The organism is Massiliimalia massiliensis, from assembly GCF_900155615.1.
Lineage (GTDB): Bacteria > Bacillota > Clostridia > Oscillospirales > Ruminococcaceae > Massiliimalia > Massiliimalia massiliensis.
On sequence record NZ_FUHT01000003.1, the window covers coordinates 879,820 to 897,063 of the forward strand.

A 17,244-nucleotide genomic window follows, 5' to 3' on the forward strand; every position below is an offset into this window, starting at 1 on the left:
CTTTTTTGGTTCTTTTAATGCTTAATTCGTCCGGCTTTTCCCCCGGTCCACACCGTGCGTGCGACTTTCACCGCACACGGCGTTCCATCGTTTCACTTAATATCACTTTAACATCACAATTTTACAAGATTTCAGCATTTATTCGCCTTGAGGATTTTACTCTCGGCTGATTGCAGGTAATCCTGCGAGTTCCCTTAAGTGATTAAGCTTTTTGAGTTGCTTGTCATTCAACTTGAGTAAACCCAAATAGAAATCTATTGTGCTTTTCTTCGTAGAATGTACCAGTTTATGCACATCTTCCAGTATAAGCACAAGATTGTTATAACCGTCTTTTTTGTAGTATTCTAAAATGAATTTCTCGTATAATCGGCACATTCGCTGCTCATCTATGAAATCCATCAGTTTCACGGAGCCATCCGAGTTGGTCTGTAGAAGCCCTTTGATAACTAAGTAGCAGATAGAAATTAGCATCCGATACATCTGGTTATTCCGGTTGTATTGCTGACTCCAGTTTATCATATAAGGATCAAGTGTATCTACCTCACCAAAGAAAACCAGTAACTTGCGGAGTTCTTTTTTTCGGCTTTTCGCAATATCTGACCGGATAAGAAGTTCCATCGTTGTCTTAATGATTTGATTCAGGTAGGAATTGGTAGAGAAATCATCATAAGTACAAACCATCTGACGTTTCAGCATAGTGCGAGCCTTAACGGATTCAGTTATCTCTATCCGGCCACGCAAAGCAGATAGTTGTTCGGAATGTTCAATGTATTCACGACTTATTCCCTGTTTCAACTGCCTTGAGACACCTTTGGCTAATATCGCTGCGCAAAGATCTGCAATATTATCGAATTTTTCTGTCTGTATACTCTTGAATCCTTGCTCGTTTAAAACTTGGAAGGCGTATGAAAGCATATAGAAGATGTTCTTTATCGGTATCAATTAATAGCACTCCTTAAATTGCTAACCCAGTTCTTCACCTTCGTCGGCTCATCAAACCAGTACTCCTCTAGCAGGGGGATAATCTCAAATTCGATAATTTCCGACAAAGTCTGGTCGGTAGCCTCTTTTAAATTACAGAAGTAACTATGGCCAATACAGAAGCCCTCACCGAGCGATTCATCGGCGGAGACTGCTTCGTTGAGCGTCTGAATCGTCGCAATCAGACGGTCAAACTTTAAGCTACCAAGGTTCTCTTGGTAATCTCTAAAACCTTTAGTTTCAAATCCCGGCAACATCCTATAGAAAGCAAAGCGCCTACGGAGTGCGTAGTCAAGCATCGCCAAGCTCCGGTCTGCCGTATTCATCATCCCGATAATATAAAGGTTTTTAGGAACGGAGAATTTCTCATTTGAGTATAGCAACTGCAAGCCAATGCCACGTTTATCATTTTCAATCAACATAAACAGTTCACCGAAGATCTTGCTCAAGTTTCCACGGTTGATCTCATCAATGATAAAGAAATAATCATTCTCGCTGTCATCCTGTGCCTTCTTGCAGAAATTGTAGAATGCACCAGCTTTTCGTTCGAAGCCGTTTTCGGTCGGACGATAGCCCATGATAAAGTCCTCGTAAGAATTATCTCCGAACATCTCGGAGGTGAACTGCGACACAGAGGCTTCAAAGTCAAAGTACACGCAGTCTTCAATACAGCCCTCGTTATGGAGCTTGGCAATGCGGTTTGCTTCGGATTTGTAAATAGGCAGACTGATCCATTCCGCGCTGCCTTCGGTTTCATCGGCGCTGTTCACCGGAGCTTCCGCTACCTTTAAGCGAAAGGCAAACCACTCGGACGGCTTTTCTTCGGACGGAAGTGTCCTTCCGTCATAGATTTCCGGCAGTTCATATTCTCCGGCGACCACATAAAACCCATTCACAAACACACCGCCCTCGTTTTCTCTCTGCAGCTTTCCGATCTGCTTTTTATCCAGCAGATACAGGGCATTATCGGGAACACTGCTTACATCCTCATGCATATCGTTTTCGATAACAAACTCACCGAGCTGCTCATCATTGCCAACAGAAGCCGCAATCATAATCTCATCCAGCCCATAGGTGGTATTGATTAAATCCTTTATACTGATGATTTCGCCCTCATAGTTTTCGGGAATAATTCTGTCGATTACCGCCTGCAGCACAAGCTGTTCTTCAAAACCCAGGGAATCAAGCCTTTTGGCAAAGAAGTTCAGTTCGTCCAGCGTTGGAGAATCCAGACGGACATCTGCAAGCTCCGGTATAAGCTCGCAGTTCAGAATCGTGATTTCTCTGTATCCGTCTTTTCTGCCGGTATCCCTTGATTTTTGCAGAGCGTCACGGATTTCGTAATCCTCGGCTGGCAATCGAAGATCGGCGTAATAATATCCGTCCCGTCCGGGATATTCCGTTACCATTTCAATTGTCATCTGTTTTTTCATCTGCATTCCTCCGTCCTACATGGACATGGTCGGCGCAATTGTTTCCTCCGGCCATTCGGTTTTCATTTGGAAATGCTCATCATGAAACAGATCTGAACGGATATATGTGATTTCCTGTCCGAGAAAATCCTCCGCGCTGATTTCAGAGCCTCCGATCATGAGGAATTTCAGCGTACCGTTTAGAAGCTGCTGTCCCTGTTCTGCTGACAGCCGGATATCTCCGTCCGGCGTTCGGATTTCCGCTTCAGATTTCGGGCATTCCATAAAAAATCCACGAAGGGTATTCCGCAGCTTTTCTTCCTCTGCTTCACGAATCGCCGCTTCCTTCAAAGCCTTGCAGACAAGGTCGCCGAAGCTGTCCTCGTCCATACACATGGTTCTGAAACGGCTGCCGAAATCTGCAAGCAGGGAGAGGTCGCCGGCATAACAGAAAAATCCGCCTGCTTCGCAGTCAAAGCTGATTTTGCTGAGACTGGCATCGTTTTCAAAGGCTTTTTTGAACACAGATTCCCATTCGTATCCGCGGCCGTGTGTGTACAGTCCTCGTTCCTCTATGGAATCGCCAATCTGCTCGGCGTATCGGTTGAAGACGCTCTGACCGAAGTCGGCATATTCTTTCGGTAAAAAAGAGAGCGGGAGACACAGGCTGAACTCTCCGTTTTCATGATCTACGAGATAGAAGGGAGCATTGTCACGGTCAAATGCCTCGATTTTTTGTTTGTTATCCATTGTTTTTCATCCTTTCAGTGATGTGGTATTCATCGTTGATTTCCTTTATTTTTCGTCCGATAGCAGAAATGACGGGTACGCTCACTGCGTTTCCCGCCATTTTGTAGAGCCGACCGTCTTTCAGTCCGGTGACCTGCGCTTTATAGAATTGTTCGTCCGTAAAGCCCTGCAATCGCCAGCATTCTATGGGCATCAGTTTTCGGATTCTGCCGTGATGCACCACGCCGTGCCGGTCTTGTGCCGTTATTGTGAACATTGGTTCATCCGGTTCTTTTACCCGCCTGCCTTGCTGACGGACGGTTTCTCTGTCGGGTGTGAGGATTGCTCTCGGTGCATCGTCCTCCACCAACACGGCGGTATGCTCGCCACGGTGATTGCTCACTCCTGAATCCTGCCGCGCGGTAATGCACCTCGCATGGTCGGTGATTATGGGATTTGGATTCATATCGATGAAATACAGCCCCGTTTTACCGCCCCAGCCGCCCGAACCGGCGCATTGGGTGCAGGCTACTCCGCTTGGATCGTAGACGCGCTGTCCCTGCGGTCCGGGTATAAGTTCTTTGAGATTTTCCGCATTGCCGCTTGCGAGAGGAAATATCCTTCCGGCACATTCTGCTCCAAGACTTGCGACAATATACAGCCTGCGCCGCTGCTGCGGGACTCCGAAATGCGCGCTGTTAAGCACACACCATTCGAGATGATACCCCAGCTCAACAAGCGCGGAGAAGATGGTATCAAGCGTCCGGCCGCCGTCATGCGATAACAGACCGGGGACATTTTCCAAAAGAAGAAATGCAGGGCGTTTTGCACGAGCGATTCGGGCAATCTCAAAGAAGAGAGTTCCTCTTGTATCGTCTGCAAATCCGAGCCGCTTTCCAGCAACCGAGAAGCTCTGGCATGGAAATCCTGCGCAGATGAGGTCGAGGTCGGACAGCTCGTTTGGATCAATGGTTTCAAAATACAGTTTTCCTCTCACGTCGTAGATGGCGTTGTACGCCTGATTTGCATATTTGTCTATTTCACAATGTCCGATGCATTCAAAGCCTCCGACAGCGGCAAGTCCGCTGCGGAAGCCGCCGATGCCCGCAAACATATCAAAAAATCGGATTATCATAAGACATCCGACCGTTCCTTATATTTTTCTGTTCACCTCACATCTCCATACGAAAGCCGTTATCTTCATCTTCCGACTCATCCTCGTCAACTTCGTCTGTGGCTTCCTCGTTTTCGCTTTCTTCAGAAAGCCCTTCAAAATCGTCCACAGCGGCTGTTTCTTCCTGTTCGGATTCTTCTTCGCCCGGTTCTGAAAAGTCCTCCTGTGCCTCGGTTACGCCCTCACGCTCGGTCTGTTCCCGTTCCAGCTCGTCCTCAATAAGACCGAGGATGAACTCCTTCTGCGTCATGTTGTTGCGCTGCAGATAATCCTTGATTTTCTGAAATAAGGGTTCCGGTACCTTAAAGGCTACCGTTCTTGTGTTTTCCATACTCTTTCCTCCGTTCATTTGAAATTTGGGATGGAGTTCGTTATCCAAAGCCTGTGCAACGAATTCCGCCATCGTCATGCCATGTGTTTCTAAATACTGACGGACTTCTGCGTGAAGCTCCGCGTCGATTTTTACTGTGATCCCTTTCTTTTCTTCGTTAGGCAATTTCCTCACCTCGTTTCATAAAATTTGTGATCGCTCTGATGATGATTTCTTCTGCAGTCACTTCTTCTTCGGCAGCGCACAGCAGAAGCCGATCCATCATTGCCTTGTCAAGTTTGATTTCAATATTCAAGCGGTATCCTCCTGTGCTACATTCCCATAACAGGAGCATTGCCCTCGTCCGTATATTCATTTTCCTCCGGCGCACGATCCCATGTCCACGAATGACTTCCGATGGGATAGAGATGCTCGATGTTACCGTTTATCAGATAGTCCTCACCCTCGAATGCTTCCACCGCATCATCATCGGGATATTTCACGGTATAGCTGTCATCTTCGGCGTCATAAGTCATTTGGCAGCCATTTTCATTAATATGCGCCATGATTTTATCTGCGGAAGCTTTTGAGAACAGCGGACATTCCCATCCGTTCCAGCTCCGGTCGGTTGCGTAACCCATGAAGGATTTATTATCGTCTGAGGTGAGGGCAACAAGCTTGCCGGAGACGCGGGGCAGTTTTTCCATTCTTTCCTCTAACAATTCTTTCTCTGTCAGCATTCTAAAGGAATCCCGTCCGGGAACGATGCCGAGCGTTCTGCCGTTATCCCATTGCATATGAAGAGTGCCCATATCATCAATAAAGCGAAGCGTTCCTCTTGTGCCGGACGGAACTGGAGCATAGGGATCATCCATGCTGATGAGTTCCAGCCGTGTGCCGGGCGGATAGGTTTCTTTTGTGCGCTGCACCATGCGGCGCATTTTCTCATATTCGTTCAATTTGTTTTCCTCCGTTTTCGTTGTTTCTGTCATGCTGTTTTCGGGGCTGTAGACCTCCATCTCATACAGCAAGCTGCCATCGTTTTTCCGAGAGTTAAGCACCTTGACGGTTGTGCCGTCAAACAGATAACATCCTGCCTTTTCAAAATCCGAACGAAAGCCCTTGCCGTAATTACAGGCGGAAAGTCTGTGATTCGGCTGATCCTTGATTTTAGAATAGAAAGCGTTTGTCTGCACCTCGGTCACCACACGGACAAGACCGATAAGGTCGGGGTAATTGCTGTGCGACAAGGCTTTGATCTCAGTACCGGGCTGAATTGCTCTTTTTAATTCCGCAAGGCTTTTTATTCTCAATGGTTGTTTTTCGTCTTTTTTCTGCATAGGCGCTCCTTTACATTCCCATTGTGTATCCGCCGTCGTGAGTGAATTCCTGATCGGAATACATTCCGATATATTCCTCAACCTTGCTTTGGATTTTCTCGTATTCCTGCATAGTGGGGCGGAAGCCGTACCATTTGGCTTCGCCGCCATTTTCCCATATATGCGGATCGTATCCGTTTTTCAGCCCGATAATATCGCGGAATAGAAAGGTTTCGCAGTCAATCTCTCCTTGCTGCCGGTTGATGATGGACAGCCGAAAACCGTTGTACTGGTTTGCAATGCCGGCGCTGATAAACCGAACCTTTGCCCGTAAATCACCGCCGATATCCGACACCATTGATTTTCCTGAAAAAATGGTATCGGCTGAGAGGTTTTCGGACTCGCCGAATATCACCTTCAGCTCATGCTCAAAATAGCTCATTTCATGTCACCCCTCGCTGTAAAATGGATGGCACCGAGACCGAAGCGGCGGATTGCCATTGCGTTGCAGATGAGCGCGAACATCCTCGGCGGTACCAGCTCTCTGTCTGCAAGGTCGCTGACCGACAGATACTTTGTGCCGAGATACAAATCCTTTGCGGCGCAGAAAAGCGCATAGCTGTTTTCGTCTGTGCCATGCAGTCGGATTTCCTCAAAGCAGATGACATTCTCCACGGCACAGTTTTTAACCGACCTCCAAAGCATACAGTCTGCGGTCAGAAGGTAGAGGGCGGCCATGAGCGCATAGTTTTTCTTATTCTTCTTCCTGACGGTATTTTCAAATTCCCGTCTGTGCTTTTCGTTTCTGTAATCCATAGGGTTACTCTCGCTTTCCTTCATATATTGCCTAAGCCGCCTTTGAAACGGCGGATGTCTTATTCCTGCAAGGGCTTCGATGAGAGAAGCTGTTCCGTCTTCCTCACCACAAAGGACAATAATGCCGTGTCCTCTCGGACGGAAGTTCGGGATCATCTTCATGAGCTTTTCAATCTCATGAAGTGATGGGTTTTGTGTAAAATACATCTTTTTATTTCCTTTCTCTGTAAATACAAAAAGCCCCCGGATTTTGAATACAGGAAAACAAAATCCGAGAGCTTGAGGGAGTGTCGTTTACATATTCAGTTGTGGGGCATCTGCCTGTTCAAAGGACGGTGATTCGTCTTCGAGCTTGGGATACCCATATTGGAGCTTTTCTTCGAGGGATTTCAGTTCCTGTTCCTGTTCGTAGGTCAGGCTTTCGCAGTTGTCCTGTGCATATGCGATGCAGCGATACAGGTTCGCCGCTTCATCCTCGGTGAACAGCCGATTTCGGTCAAGCAGACCGGAGCGGGTGATGAAGGCTTCTTTTACATAATCGAAATTCGGGGTGTAATCGCCGTGGGCAACAGAGGACTTATCGGCGCTTTGACGCCAAGTGGTAAACATGAAGCCATACTGCTCACTGTACATTCCGGCAAGAACGGTATCTCCGTATTCTGCCATTCTGCGGTATTCGGAAATATCGGAGATTTCCATCGGAGGCGCAGTTTCATACATTCTCACATACTCTCTGATTTTCGCCGCTTGCTCTTTCATATTTTCGAGTGCTGCTTTCCAATCGTCCGTCACGGTCTTATCTCCGTGATATCGAAGGAAAGCGTCCTCATTCTGAGAGCAGAGGGGAATGCCGCCATAGGACACCTCCAGCCGTTTGCTTTCTTCATTATATTGTCCGGTGCATTCGTATTCTGAAAGCTTTCGCAAAAGCTCCTGCTGATATATGTTCATTGACTGTACCTCCTACACTGTTGTTGTGAATTTAGGCAAACAAAAAGGCGTATGGTTTTTTATCTTCCATACGCCTTTCGGTGAAATATTCGGTTTTGTCGGTTCAAGTCTTGTCAGAATAGGATTTTTGCTGTTTGGCATCTATAAAACCCTTGCTGAAAAACTTTCCCTGAAAATGCCGAAAAGCCTTGAAAAATCAAGGCTTTTCGGTGGGGCATCTTTTTTGTTCCCCTTTTATGGTGCGGCAAACGGGACTTGAACCCGTACGTCAAAGACACACGCCCCTCAAACGTGCCTGTCTGCCTATTCCAGCACTGCCGCATATTTAACGTGCTTTAATATTATAGCAATAGGATAGAATTTTGTCAATAGATTTCCTAGAAAAAATTGCGGGGTATCGAGAAATTGCTGGAAAGGCCAAGATTTTAACAGAAAGAAAAACGAAGAATGTCCAAAAAGTAAATCTTGTCAAAAAATCTTGTTATTTGTTGTTGGGTTATGGTATAATATCATTGACCTTTTGCGTTCTTCTGGAAAAGGTTTAAAGAAGAGAGAATCGCTGTCATCTGATTAAAACGCTTTGTTTTTTCTCATGCTATGAATAAGGCGGCTAGGAAGGAAACTTGGAAAATGCGGGGGAAACTGATTGTATTAGACGGGCTGGACGGCTCTGGAAAATCAACACAGGCACAGCTTTTGGCTGACCGTCTGCTTGCGGAAAAAAGAAAAGTAGAATTACTTTCCTATCCGGACTACAGCCAGCCTTCCTCGACTTTGGTAAAAATGTATCTGAATGGGGCTTTTTCAAAATCAGCGGATGGAGTTAACGCTTATGCGGCCTCTAGCTTTTACGCGGTCGACCGGTATGCAAGCTACATGCAATTCTGGAAAGAAAAGCTGGAAAACGGCTTTATTATGATTGCAAGCCGATATGTAAGTTCCAACGCAATCCATCAGATGGTAAAATTGCCGAAGGATGAGTGGGATACGTTTCTGGATTGGCTGGAGGATTATGAATATCAAAAGCTTTCCTTGCCGAGACCTGACCGTGTGATTTTTCTGGATATGTCCCGCGCAGTAGCGGATCAATTAATTCTGTCCCGGTACCATGGAGATGAAAGCAAAAAGGATATTCATGAACAAAATATGAGCTATCTGGAACAGTGTATGGAGTCAGCGCATTATGCCGCTGCAAAGAAAGGGTGGCAGGTGATCCGATGCTGTGATGGAGAACACCCTTTTCCGATTGAAGAGATAGCGCAAAAAATTATGTTAAGTGTAAAAGAGGTAATTTAGTTTGATCGAGATTTCATTTAAACAGCCGACGATAGACGACCAGGAGCTTCTGGAACCGTATTTCCGCTCTGTGAAGGAGCTGAGCTGTGAAATGACCTTTGCCAACCTGTTTTTATGGTCGGGTCATTATCATGGGGAATTTGCGATCGTGGATGATATGCTGGTGATTCGTGCCGGTGAAGGAACAGAGTATTCCTTTGCCTATCCGATCGGAGTACATGACGCGGCGCCGGTAATAGAAAAGCTGATGGGTTACTGCAATGAGCAGGGAGTCCAGTTTCGTCTGCATGGCCTGACCAATGATAAGCGCGCTGACCTGGAGCAGGCTTTTCCCGGGAAATTTGAGTATATTTCTGACCGCGACAGCTTTGACTATATCTATCTTTCCGAGGATTTGATTTCCCTGAAAGGGAAAAAATATCATGGGAAACGAAACCATATTAACCGTTTTAAGGAAGAAAATAACTGGAGTTATGAATCTATTACCAGAGAAAATATGGGCGAATGCATGGATTTTGCCCTGGAATGGTGCAAACAGAACGGATGCGACGATCACGGCCGTCTGGCTGAGATTTGCGTAATCAGGAATTCCTTCCGGTATTTTGAAAGGCTTGGCCTGGTTGGAGGGCTTTTACGGGTTGACGGCAAGCTGGTGGCGTTTACAATCGGGGAAGCAATGAATGAAGACGTGTTTGTTGTCCATATCGAAAAGGCTTATTCCGATGTGAACGGTGCCTATCCGACGATCAATCAGGAATTTATTGCACATGAAGCCAGTCAGTACCGGTATATCAACAGAGAAGAGGATCTGGGGATTGAAGGCCTGCGAAAGGCAAAGCTTTCCTATCGCCCTGTCATCCTGCTGGAGGAATATCGGGCAGAACTGAAACAATAAACAGGAGGAATTCAAGTGGAGATCAGGCGGGCAGGGATTAACGATCTGGACGGAATCACAGCCCTCTGGAAAAGCTGCTTTGGCGATGAGGGCGGTTATCTGGCGTTTTACCTTTCCCGGGCTTACCGTCCGGAATGGGTTTGGCTGGTTATGGACGGGAGACTTCCTGTGTCGATGATGACTCTGATGCCGTGTGTGGAATGGGTGGATGGAAGGGAAAAACAGGGAACCTATGTTTATGCTGTCGCTACTCTTCCTGATTACCGTCATCGTGGTCTGATGACTTTATTGCATGACCGGGCAGAGCAGGCATGCCGCCGGAATGGCAGCAGCTTTATGACGCTGGTGCCTGCTGAGCCGTCCTTATTTGCAATGTACCGGAAGCTTGGCTATGAGACCTGCGCCTGGTTGTATTACGGAAAAATTGAGAAAAAAGGCAGCCGGGAAACACCGACACAGTTTGCGCCAGCTGCACGGCCGGAGTTTACAAGGCTGAGAGAAACATTTCTTCAGCAGTTTCCGGTTTCTGCTGCTCTTTCTGTGAATGATTTCTGCTATACCTTTGAGGAATTGTCCGTAGCAGGATATGAAACCGCTATGGCGGTGAATGATTTGGGCGCCGGATATCTGGTGTACCGCCTGGAAGAGGGCCAAACGCTTTTGATCCGGGAAAGCAATCTGCCCCGGCTGGCACTGGAAACGGCTGCCTTGTCTTTGGCAGGCAAGACCAATGCGGAGTCTATTGTGATCAAAACAGCAGAGCCGTGGTTCAGGCCGGCAGAAAAACGTCCCTTTGCAATGATGAAACGGCTTGATACAGAACATGCGGACAAGCCTTACTATATGAACCTGATGCTGGATGATTAGGAAATGGAGGAAGACATTTTGATCTATTTGTTTTTGGCGAACGGATTTGAGGAAGTGGAAGCGCTGACCCCGCTGGATTATCTCAGGCGCTGTGAGCTTCCGGTTAAAACAGTAGCTGTGGAAAATCGCCTGGTAACCGGTTCCCACCAGATTACTGTGATGGCTGATCTGCTGATGAGCGATTTGAAGCCTCAAGAAACTGAGATGATTATCCTGCCGGGCGGCATGCCTGGGACGCTGAATCTTGAAAAATCACAGGGTGTTCAGGAAATGATTGACCACTGTGCGAAGCAGGGCAAATACATCGCTGCAATCTGTGCCGCTCCGTCTATTCTGGGGCACAAGGGACTTTTAAACGGGAAGAAAGCAACCTGCTATGTAGGATTTGAAGACCAGCTTCTCGGTGCGGAATATACTGAAGAGCCAGTAGTACAGGATGGAAATATCATCACTGCGCGCGGTGCCGGGACAGCAAACCAGTTTGCCTTTCGGCTTGCCGAAATCCTCTGCGGACGGGAACGCGCCGAAACATTAAAGGCAGGAATTCTATGGGAGTAGATATCAGGGGATATAAAAATAAACTTCGGAAAAAATACCGCGGCTATCGGGAGACTTTGTCTCCGGAAGAAAAACGGCAGTTGGACGACCGGATTTTTGACCGGCTGTCTGAATCTAGCTTCCTTGCGCGGGCTGATACGGTATTATGTTTTGTCTCTACCGCAGTAGAGGTGGACACCCATCGCCTGATCCACTATTGCTGGCGCAACGGGAAACGGGTAGCGGTACCCAGATGCCTGAATGATAAGGGAAAGATGGATTTTTTCCTGATCACCTCATGGGAGGATATGGAACGGGGAAGGTTTTCGCTGCTGGAGCCAAACCTTTCGCAGTGTGAAAAATGGGTAAATACAGACCGTTCCGTCTGTATTGTCCCGGGTTTTTCTTTTGATCATCAGGGCTTTCGCCTAGGGTTTGGAAAAGGATATTATGACCGGTTTTTATCCTCCTATCAGGGAGTTAAAATCGGGATTTGTTATCATAAATGTATCGCTTATCATCTTCCAAAGGGAAGATATGATGTTCCGGTTGATTTTTTGGTAACCGAAAAATCAATTCGGAAGATCAAAAGAACGGATGAATTGGAGGCAAGGAAATGAGCAAAGAGCCAATGCAATATGACGACCTGCATTTTGGAGCTCCTCAGGAAGGTGAGGAGCCTGTTATGCCGCCTCAGCCGGCAGAACCGCCGGCTGAGGCAGAAGAACCGGAACAGCCGCAGACTCAGCGGTTTGTGCTGAATCTTCCCGATGAGGCGCTGAGTGAATTCGGGGATTCTCAGCAGCCTACATATGAGCAGGAGCCGCCGGCCGTTCTGCCGGAAAATGGTGGAAAAAAGAAGAAAAAGCGGAAAAAACGCAAATATGTGAAGGAAAAGATTTCTCCGGTCCGGATGACCCTGAAAATTATTCTTGCTCTTTTGATCCTGGCCTTTGCTGTGGGGATTGCCGCCGGAGGCGTTTGGGTGGTCAAGGATGTAATGGGCTTTAAGGACAGCGATGAGATCATTGAGGTCAGTGTAGAGCCGAATGATACGGTAACGGACGTTGCGAATAAAATGGAGGATGCTGGTGTCATCGAGTCGGCTTTTCTGTTCCGTGCTTATATCCATTATGCGACGGAAGGGATTACCGTCAATTTCGGTAAATATCCTCTGCGGGCTTCTATGTCCTACTCCGACCTGATAAACGTACTGGAAGAATACGCGGATCAGAGCAATGTTGCCCGCCGTATCACCATTAAAGAAGGCGCGACGGTAGAAGAAATCGCCCAGATCATGCAGGACAATATGATCTGCACCAAGGAGGATTTTATCGACGAGGTGAATAACGGAGAGTTTAAGGCGAGCTTTGTCACAGCATTGGATGATACCAAGGATCTGCGCCCGTACCGTTTGGAAGGATATCTCTTCCCGGATACGAACGACTATTATATTGGTTCTGACGCGCATGATGTTGTTTCCAAAATGTTGGTAAACTTTGATAAGAGATTTACCTCAGAGATGCGGACAAAGGCAAAACAGATGGGGTACAGCATCGACGAAATCATGACGATGGCCTCGATTATCCAGGCCGAGGCTACGCCTGAGGAAATGGCAAATGTAGCCGGCGTTTACTGGAATCGTCTGAAAAACACTAAGACCTTCCCGAAAATGCAGTCTGACCCGACCACCCTGTATGCGGAAAATGTATTAAAACCGCTTGGGGTTTCCCAGGAAATTCTGGACGGCTACAATACCTATGCCAGCGAGGGGCTTCCGACCGGGCCGATCAATAATCCAGGATTGGAGGCAATCGAAGCGGTTTTGAATCCGACCGAGAGCAATTACTATTTCTTCCTGAGCACAAAGGACGGATCAAGATTCTACTATGCGGAAACCTATGATGAGCACAAGCAAAACATCAAAAAGGCCGGACTGGATGAAAGCTTAGGTTAAGCCTAAGCGGAAAATAGCAGTAATAAAAAAGACCTGCAGGCGGACAGCCCGCAGGAGTTATCCGGGGCCTGCTGCAAAAGAAATCGTTTTGCAGCAGGCCTTCGGCTGTTTTGATAAAGACAGAAAGGAAGGAACAGCATATGCTTCAAAAACCGGAAGTGCTGGCGCCGGTCGGGGATTTCGAGCGCCTTATCAGCGCTGTGCAGTATGGCGCAGATGCAGTGTATCTGGGAGGAAAGGCATTTGGGATGCGTGCCACCCCGGCTAATTTTGATGAGGAAGAACTAAAGCGGGCGGTGGAGTATGCGCATAAACATGGCGTAAAGGTGTACCTCACCTGCAATACTCTGCCGCGCAACCATGAAATTGAATATTTTCCAGACTATATCCGGTATGCAGAGCAGATTGGGATCGACGCCTGTATTGCCAATGATATTGGTGTCTTGATGATGCTTAAGGAGCATGCTCCCGGAATGGAAATCCATATTTCTACCCAGGCGGGAATCGTCAATTACCAGACGGCCCGCGCCTTTTATGAATTGGGAGCGAAACGGGTAGTGCTGGCAAGGGAACTCTCTCTGGAAGAGGTGGCGCAAATCCGGGAAAAAACGCCGCCGGAGCTGGAGATTGAGGTTTTTGTCCATGGAGCGATGTGCATGTCTGTATCCGGGCGGTGCCTGATCTCCAATTACTTGGTGGACAGGGACGCAGACCGCGGGGAATGTGCGCAGCCGTGCCGGTGGGGATACCATCTGGTGGAGGAAAAACGTCCGGGGCAATATTACCCTGTTTTCGAGGATGAAGCGGGCTCTTACATCCTCAACGCAAAAGACCTGTGTATGATCGAATACATTGACAAATTGGCAAAGGCTGGAGTGACCAGCCTGAAAATAGAAGGCCGGGCGAAATCCGCTTATTATGTCGCGGTTGTAACCAATGCATACCGGTGCGCGGTCGACCAGTTCTGGAACGACCCGGAGCATTTCAATCTGGAGCCGTGGCTGCTGGAAGAGGTAAAAAAGGTGAGCCACCGGCGCTATTCCACGGGGTTTTATTTTGGCAAGCCGGATCAGTACTATGAAAACGGCGGATATCTGCGGGAATATGATGTAGTTGCAGTGGTGGATGCCTGTGAGAACGGCTGGATGCATGCTACGCAGAAAAATAAGCTGAGCATCGGGGAGGAAGTAGAGATTCTCTCGCCGAGGGCAAAGCCGGTTGTTATGAAAATTGAATCCCTGTTCGATGATGAAGGGAATCCGGTGGATAGTACGCCGCACCCTCATATGAGATTCCGGATTCAGACAGAAGTTGTTGTCCCGCCGGGTTCTATGATCCGAAAGGCAAGAAAAGACGGCGAATAAAATAGCGGAGTGATAGGAATGAGAATTTGGAAAAAGCCCCTGGGCATGCTGGCAGCAAACTGCTATCTGGTCGCTTCTGAGGCAAAAAATGCCGCGGTAATTGACCCGGGCGGCGATGCGGATGTGATTATGGATACGCTGCGGGAGGAAGGTCTCACACTGAAGATGATCCTGCTGACCCATGGCCATTTTGACCATATTGGCGGGCTGTTTGGCCTGCATAATGCGTTTCCGGATATCCCGGTTTATATCCAGCAGGAGGACGGAGAGATGCTGGCTGACCCGGTGAAAAATTTGAGCCGGGAGATGGGGTTTTCTTGTCAGCCAGTCAGGGAATATGTCCCGCTTCAGGATGGAGATACCTTGTCTCTGGATGAGCTGACAGTAAAATTGATCCATACGCCGGGGCATTCCAGAGGGTCGTCCGTTTATATCATTGGGGAGGATTTATTCAGCGGAGATACTCTGTTCCGCGGCAGTATGGGCCGGCATGATTTTTACGGCGGAGATTACCAGACACTGATCAATTCCTTGAAAAAGCTTGCCGCACTCCCCGGGGATTATCAGGTTCATCCCGGGCATGACCAGGACACCACATTAAATTACGAACGGAATACCAATCCCTATTTAGGAATGATGAGCTATGACGATTATCTGTAACCGGCACAAATTTCAATACGAGGTGGAGTGCATCTGCAAGGTGTTTTTCCCCTGCACCCTGTTTGGACATGAATATGATACCAATGACTTTGACCGGGATGACCTGGTGATTACCCGGCTTAAGAAGGGAGGAAGCCATACCTTTCTGCTTGCAGTTCTGAAATGGAACGGGAAGGTATATCATGCACACCGTGTAGTGGAAAACAACAGGGCGGAAAAACAGCATTGTGAGGAGCAGCTCTGCACCGCGCTTTATGAAATCCTTACCCGTGCGACCGGAGTAAAGGTAAAATGGGGAATTATGACCGGGGTTCGGCCGGTAAAATTTATGATCTATCTGATGAAGCAGGGGATGGATGCACAGTCTATCCGCCGGGAATTTCAGGAACGTTATCTTGTCTCTGACCAGAAAATCAGCCTGATGGAGAAAACTGCGCGAAACCAGATTGAAATTCTGCGTTCCTCCCGGGAAAATTCCTACAGCCTTTATATTTCGATCCCCTTCTGTCCGTCGCGGTGCAGCTACTGCTCATTTGTCTCAAGCTCGATTGCGGGACAGAAGGCACGAAAGCTGATCCAGCCCTATGTGGATCGGCTCTGTGAGGAGCTGCGCTATATGGCAAAGATGGCGGATACAATTGGACTGCGGCTGGAAAGTATTTATATTGGCGGAGGAACGCCTACCACCCTGTCAGCAGAGCAGCTAAAGCAGTTGACAGACGTTGTGCGGGAAAAGCTTTTGTGCGGTACAGTCAGGGAATATACGATTGAGGCCGGACGGGCGGACACGATTACACGGGAAAAGCTGGCTGTTATTGCCGGGGCAGGCGCGACAAGAATCAGCATCAACCCACAGACCTTTAATGACGAGGTATTGGCCATTATTGGCAGAAAACATACGGCCCAGCAGGTCTTGGATTGCTATCAGATGGCGAGAGAGATGGGCTTTGAGGATATTAATATGGATTTCATTGCCGGTTTGCCGGGCGATACACCGGAAAGCTTTCAGCACACTATCCAGCTTGCCACTGAGCTTGCTCCGACTAATATCACCGTACATACCCTGTCCCTAAAGCGATCGTCCTCTCTTTATACAGTCGACGGGCTGGATGAGAGGATGAAACAGGTCAAGACTGGGGAAATGGTAGATTATGCTTATGAAACCCTGAGCCAACATGGCTATGAGCCGTATTATCTCTACAGGCAGAAAAATACATTACACAATCTCGAAAACGTCGGATATTGCAAAAAAGGTTATGAGGGGCTGTATAATATTTTCATCATGGAGGAGCGCCATACGATCCTGGCGGCGGGCGCCGGCGGTGTGACAAAGCTGATCCGGCCGGGACATGATAAGGTGCAGAGGATTTTTAACTATAAATATCCGTTTGAATATCTGGACGGTTTTTCGGAAATATTAAAACGAAAAGAAGCTGTTTTTACCTTTTATGGGAAAAATTAATAAAATCACATTGAATTTTTCATGAGCATTCGTTATAATAATTTTATAAGCGCCATAGAAAGGGTGATTAAGTCATGAATATGGATGAGGTTTTTGAAAAAGCGAAAGACGCTGTGAATATCGCGGCGAAAAAGACTGAGGAAGTTGTCAATATTTCTAAGCTTAAGCTGGAGACAGTCAAGGTGAATAACGAAATTAAATCGTTATATGAAAAGCTTGGGCGCAGTGTTTACCAGTCCAGGGGAAAGAGCGGAAATTCCAATGAGGATACTGTTCACTCATTATGTGAGGAAATTGATGAGCTGCTCTCTAAGCTTGACGCACTGAATAAGGAGATCGCGGAGCTAAAGAACGTGACAGTTTGTCCGGGCTGCGGACAGAATAATCCAAAGGAAAATGTCTATTGTTCGAAATGCGGCGCGCGGATCAAAGAAGAGGTTGGCTTTGATGCAGAGGTTTCTGCAGAGGAAGAATCAGAGGAATAATATAAAAACCCGGTTTGGCGTTTGCCAAA

The 17,244-nt window shown here is 47.5% G+C and carries 21 protein-coding genes and 1 tRNA gene; 11 read left to right on the forward strand and 11 right to left on the reverse strand.

Annotated elements, in window-relative coordinates:
• Positions 1 to 156: 156 nt before the first annotated feature.
• From CZ360_RS08280 to CZ360_RS08320, 10 genes are all read right to left on the reverse strand, one after another.
• Complete coding sequence (locus CZ360_RS08280; protein ID WP_077533677.1) at positions 157 to 942, reverse strand: 5-methylcytosine restriction system specificity protein McrC; 786 nt, start codon at positions 940 to 942, stop codon at positions 157 to 159.
• Positions 939 to 2,414 carry an AAA family ATPase gene (locus tag CZ360_RS14370; protein ID WP_407656964.1) on the reverse strand — a complete coding sequence of 492 codons (1,476 nt, stop codon included), beginning with the start codon at positions 2,412 to 2,414 and terminating at the stop codon, positions 939 to 941. The genes CZ360_RS08280 and CZ360_RS14370 overlap by 4 nt, the downstream gene beginning before the upstream one ends.
• Positions 2,415 to 2,429: 15 nt before the next feature.
• Positions 2,430 to 3,143 (reverse strand): Imm51 family immunity protein, encoded by a 714-nt coding sequence (locus CZ360_RS08290; protein WP_077533679.1) that lies wholly within the window; start codon positions 3,141 to 3,143, stop codon positions 2,430 to 2,432.
• A complete protein-coding gene (gene dcm, locus CZ360_RS08295) occupies positions 3,136 to 4,257 on the reverse strand; it encodes a DNA (cytosine-5-)-methyltransferase (protein ID WP_077533680.1) in 1,122 nt (373 codons plus the stop codon). Before dcm ends, CZ360_RS08290 begins: the two co-directional genes overlap by 8 nt.
• A 37-nt stretch (positions 4,258 to 4,294) precedes the next feature.
• Complete coding sequence (locus CZ360_RS08300) at positions 4,295 to 4,792, reverse strand: hypothetical protein (RefSeq protein ID WP_077533681.1); 498 nt, start codon at positions 4,790 to 4,792, stop codon at positions 4,295 to 4,297.
• Positions 4,785 to 4,922: a hypothetical protein gene (locus CZ360_RS14070; protein WP_159438188.1), complete on the reverse strand. Its 138-nt coding sequence runs from the start codon at positions 4,920 to 4,922 to the stop codon at positions 4,785 to 4,787. Before CZ360_RS14070 ends, CZ360_RS08300 begins: the two co-directional genes overlap by 8 nt.
• A gap of 16 nt (positions 4,923 to 4,938) precedes the next feature.
• Positions 4,939 to 5,946, reverse strand: coding sequence for a DUF4314 domain-containing protein (locus tag CZ360_RS14270; protein WP_229408019.1), 1,008 nt, complete (start codon positions 5,944 to 5,946; stop codon positions 4,939 to 4,941).
• A 10-nt stretch (positions 5,947 to 5,956) separates the two neighbouring features.
• Positions 5,957 to 6,367: a hypothetical protein gene (locus CZ360_RS08310; RefSeq protein ID WP_077533682.1), complete on the reverse strand. Its 411-nt coding sequence runs from the start codon at positions 6,365 to 6,367 to the stop codon at positions 5,957 to 5,959.
• Complete coding sequence (locus CZ360_RS08315) at positions 6,364 to 6,948, reverse strand: hypothetical protein (protein WP_077533683.1); 585 nt, start codon at positions 6,946 to 6,948, stop codon at positions 6,364 to 6,366. Before CZ360_RS08315 ends, CZ360_RS08310 begins: the two co-directional genes overlap by 4 nt.
• An 87-nt stretch (positions 6,949 to 7,035) precedes the next feature.
• A complete protein-coding gene (locus tag CZ360_RS08320; RefSeq protein ID WP_143530197.1) occupies positions 7,036 to 7,692 on the reverse strand; it encodes a hypothetical protein in 657 nt (218 codons plus the stop codon).
• A 25-nt stretch (positions 7,693 to 7,717) separates the two neighbouring features.
• Between CZ360_RS08320 and CZ360_RS08325 the strand changes: the two genes are divergently transcribed.
• On the forward strand, positions 7,718 to 7,951 hold the full coding sequence (locus tag CZ360_RS08325) for a hypothetical protein (protein WP_143530198.1): 234 nt from the start codon (positions 7,718 to 7,720) through the stop codon (positions 7,949 to 7,951).
• Here the strand turns inward: CZ360_RS08325 and CZ360_RS08330 are convergent.
• A tRNA-Leu gene (locus tag CZ360_RS08330) sits at positions 7,930 to 8,013 on the reverse strand. The two genes, CZ360_RS08325 and CZ360_RS08330, sit on opposite strands and share 22 nt — an antisense overlap.
• A gap of 309 nt (positions 8,014 to 8,322) precedes the next feature.
• Between CZ360_RS08330 and CZ360_RS08335 the strand changes: the two genes are divergently transcribed.
• The 10 genes from CZ360_RS08335 (at position 8,323) to CZ360_RS08380 (ending at position 17,215) form a co-directional block, all read left to right on the forward strand.
• Positions 8,323 to 8,988 (forward strand): dTMP kinase, encoded by a 666-nt coding sequence (locus CZ360_RS08335; protein ID WP_077533686.1) that lies wholly within the window; start codon positions 8,323 to 8,325, stop codon positions 8,986 to 8,988.
• Position 8,989: 1 nt separating this feature from the next.
• The gene (locus tag CZ360_RS08340) at positions 8,990 to 9,883 is read left to right on the forward strand and encodes a DUF2156 domain-containing protein (RefSeq protein ID WP_077533687.1); all 894 of its coding nucleotides are present in this window, start codon (positions 8,990 to 8,992) and stop codon (positions 9,881 to 9,883) included.
• Between the two features lie 15 nt (positions 9,884 to 9,898).
• A complete protein-coding gene (locus tag CZ360_RS08345; protein WP_159438189.1) occupies positions 9,899 to 10,750 on the forward strand; it encodes a GNAT family N-acetyltransferase in 852 nt (283 codons plus the stop codon).
• A gap of 18 nt (positions 10,751 to 10,768) precedes the next feature.
• Complete coding sequence (locus CZ360_RS08350) at positions 10,769 to 11,308, forward strand: DJ-1 family glyoxalase III (protein WP_077533807.1); 540 nt, start codon at positions 10,769 to 10,771, stop codon at positions 11,306 to 11,308.
• Positions 11,299 to 11,907, forward strand: coding sequence for a 5-formyltetrahydrofolate cyclo-ligase (locus CZ360_RS08355; RefSeq protein ID WP_077533689.1), 609 nt, complete (start codon positions 11,299 to 11,301; stop codon positions 11,905 to 11,907). Before CZ360_RS08350 ends, CZ360_RS08355 begins: the two co-directional genes overlap by 10 nt.
• Positions 11,904 to 13,244 (forward strand): endolytic transglycosylase MltG, encoded by a 1,341-nt coding sequence (gene mltG, locus CZ360_RS08360; protein ID WP_077533690.1) that lies wholly within the window; start codon positions 11,904 to 11,906, stop codon positions 13,242 to 13,244. Before CZ360_RS08355 ends, mltG begins: the two co-directional genes overlap by 4 nt.
• A 140-nt stretch (positions 13,245 to 13,384) precedes the next feature.
• Positions 13,385 to 14,608 carry a peptidase U32 family protein gene (locus CZ360_RS08365; protein ID WP_077533691.1) on the forward strand — a complete coding sequence of 408 codons (1,224 nt, stop codon included), beginning with the start codon at positions 13,385 to 13,387 and terminating at the stop codon, positions 14,606 to 14,608.
• Between the two features lie 18 nt (positions 14,609 to 14,626).
• Positions 14,627 to 15,268: an MBL fold metallo-hydrolase gene (locus tag CZ360_RS08370; RefSeq protein ID WP_077533692.1), complete on the forward strand. Its 642-nt coding sequence runs from the start codon at positions 14,627 to 14,629 to the stop codon at positions 15,266 to 15,268.
• Positions 15,252 to 16,730: a coproporphyrinogen dehydrogenase HemZ gene (gene hemZ, locus CZ360_RS08375; protein ID WP_077533693.1), complete on the forward strand. Its 1,479-nt coding sequence runs from the start codon at positions 15,252 to 15,254 to the stop codon at positions 16,728 to 16,730. Before CZ360_RS08370 ends, hemZ begins: the two co-directional genes overlap by 17 nt.
• Before the next feature lie 74 nt (positions 16,731 to 16,804).
• On the forward strand, positions 16,805 to 17,215 hold the full coding sequence (locus CZ360_RS08380; RefSeq protein ID WP_077533694.1) for a zinc ribbon domain-containing protein: 411 nt from the start codon (positions 16,805 to 16,807) through the stop codon (positions 17,213 to 17,215).
• The last annotated feature ends 29 nt before the right edge of the window (positions 17,216 to 17,244 follow it).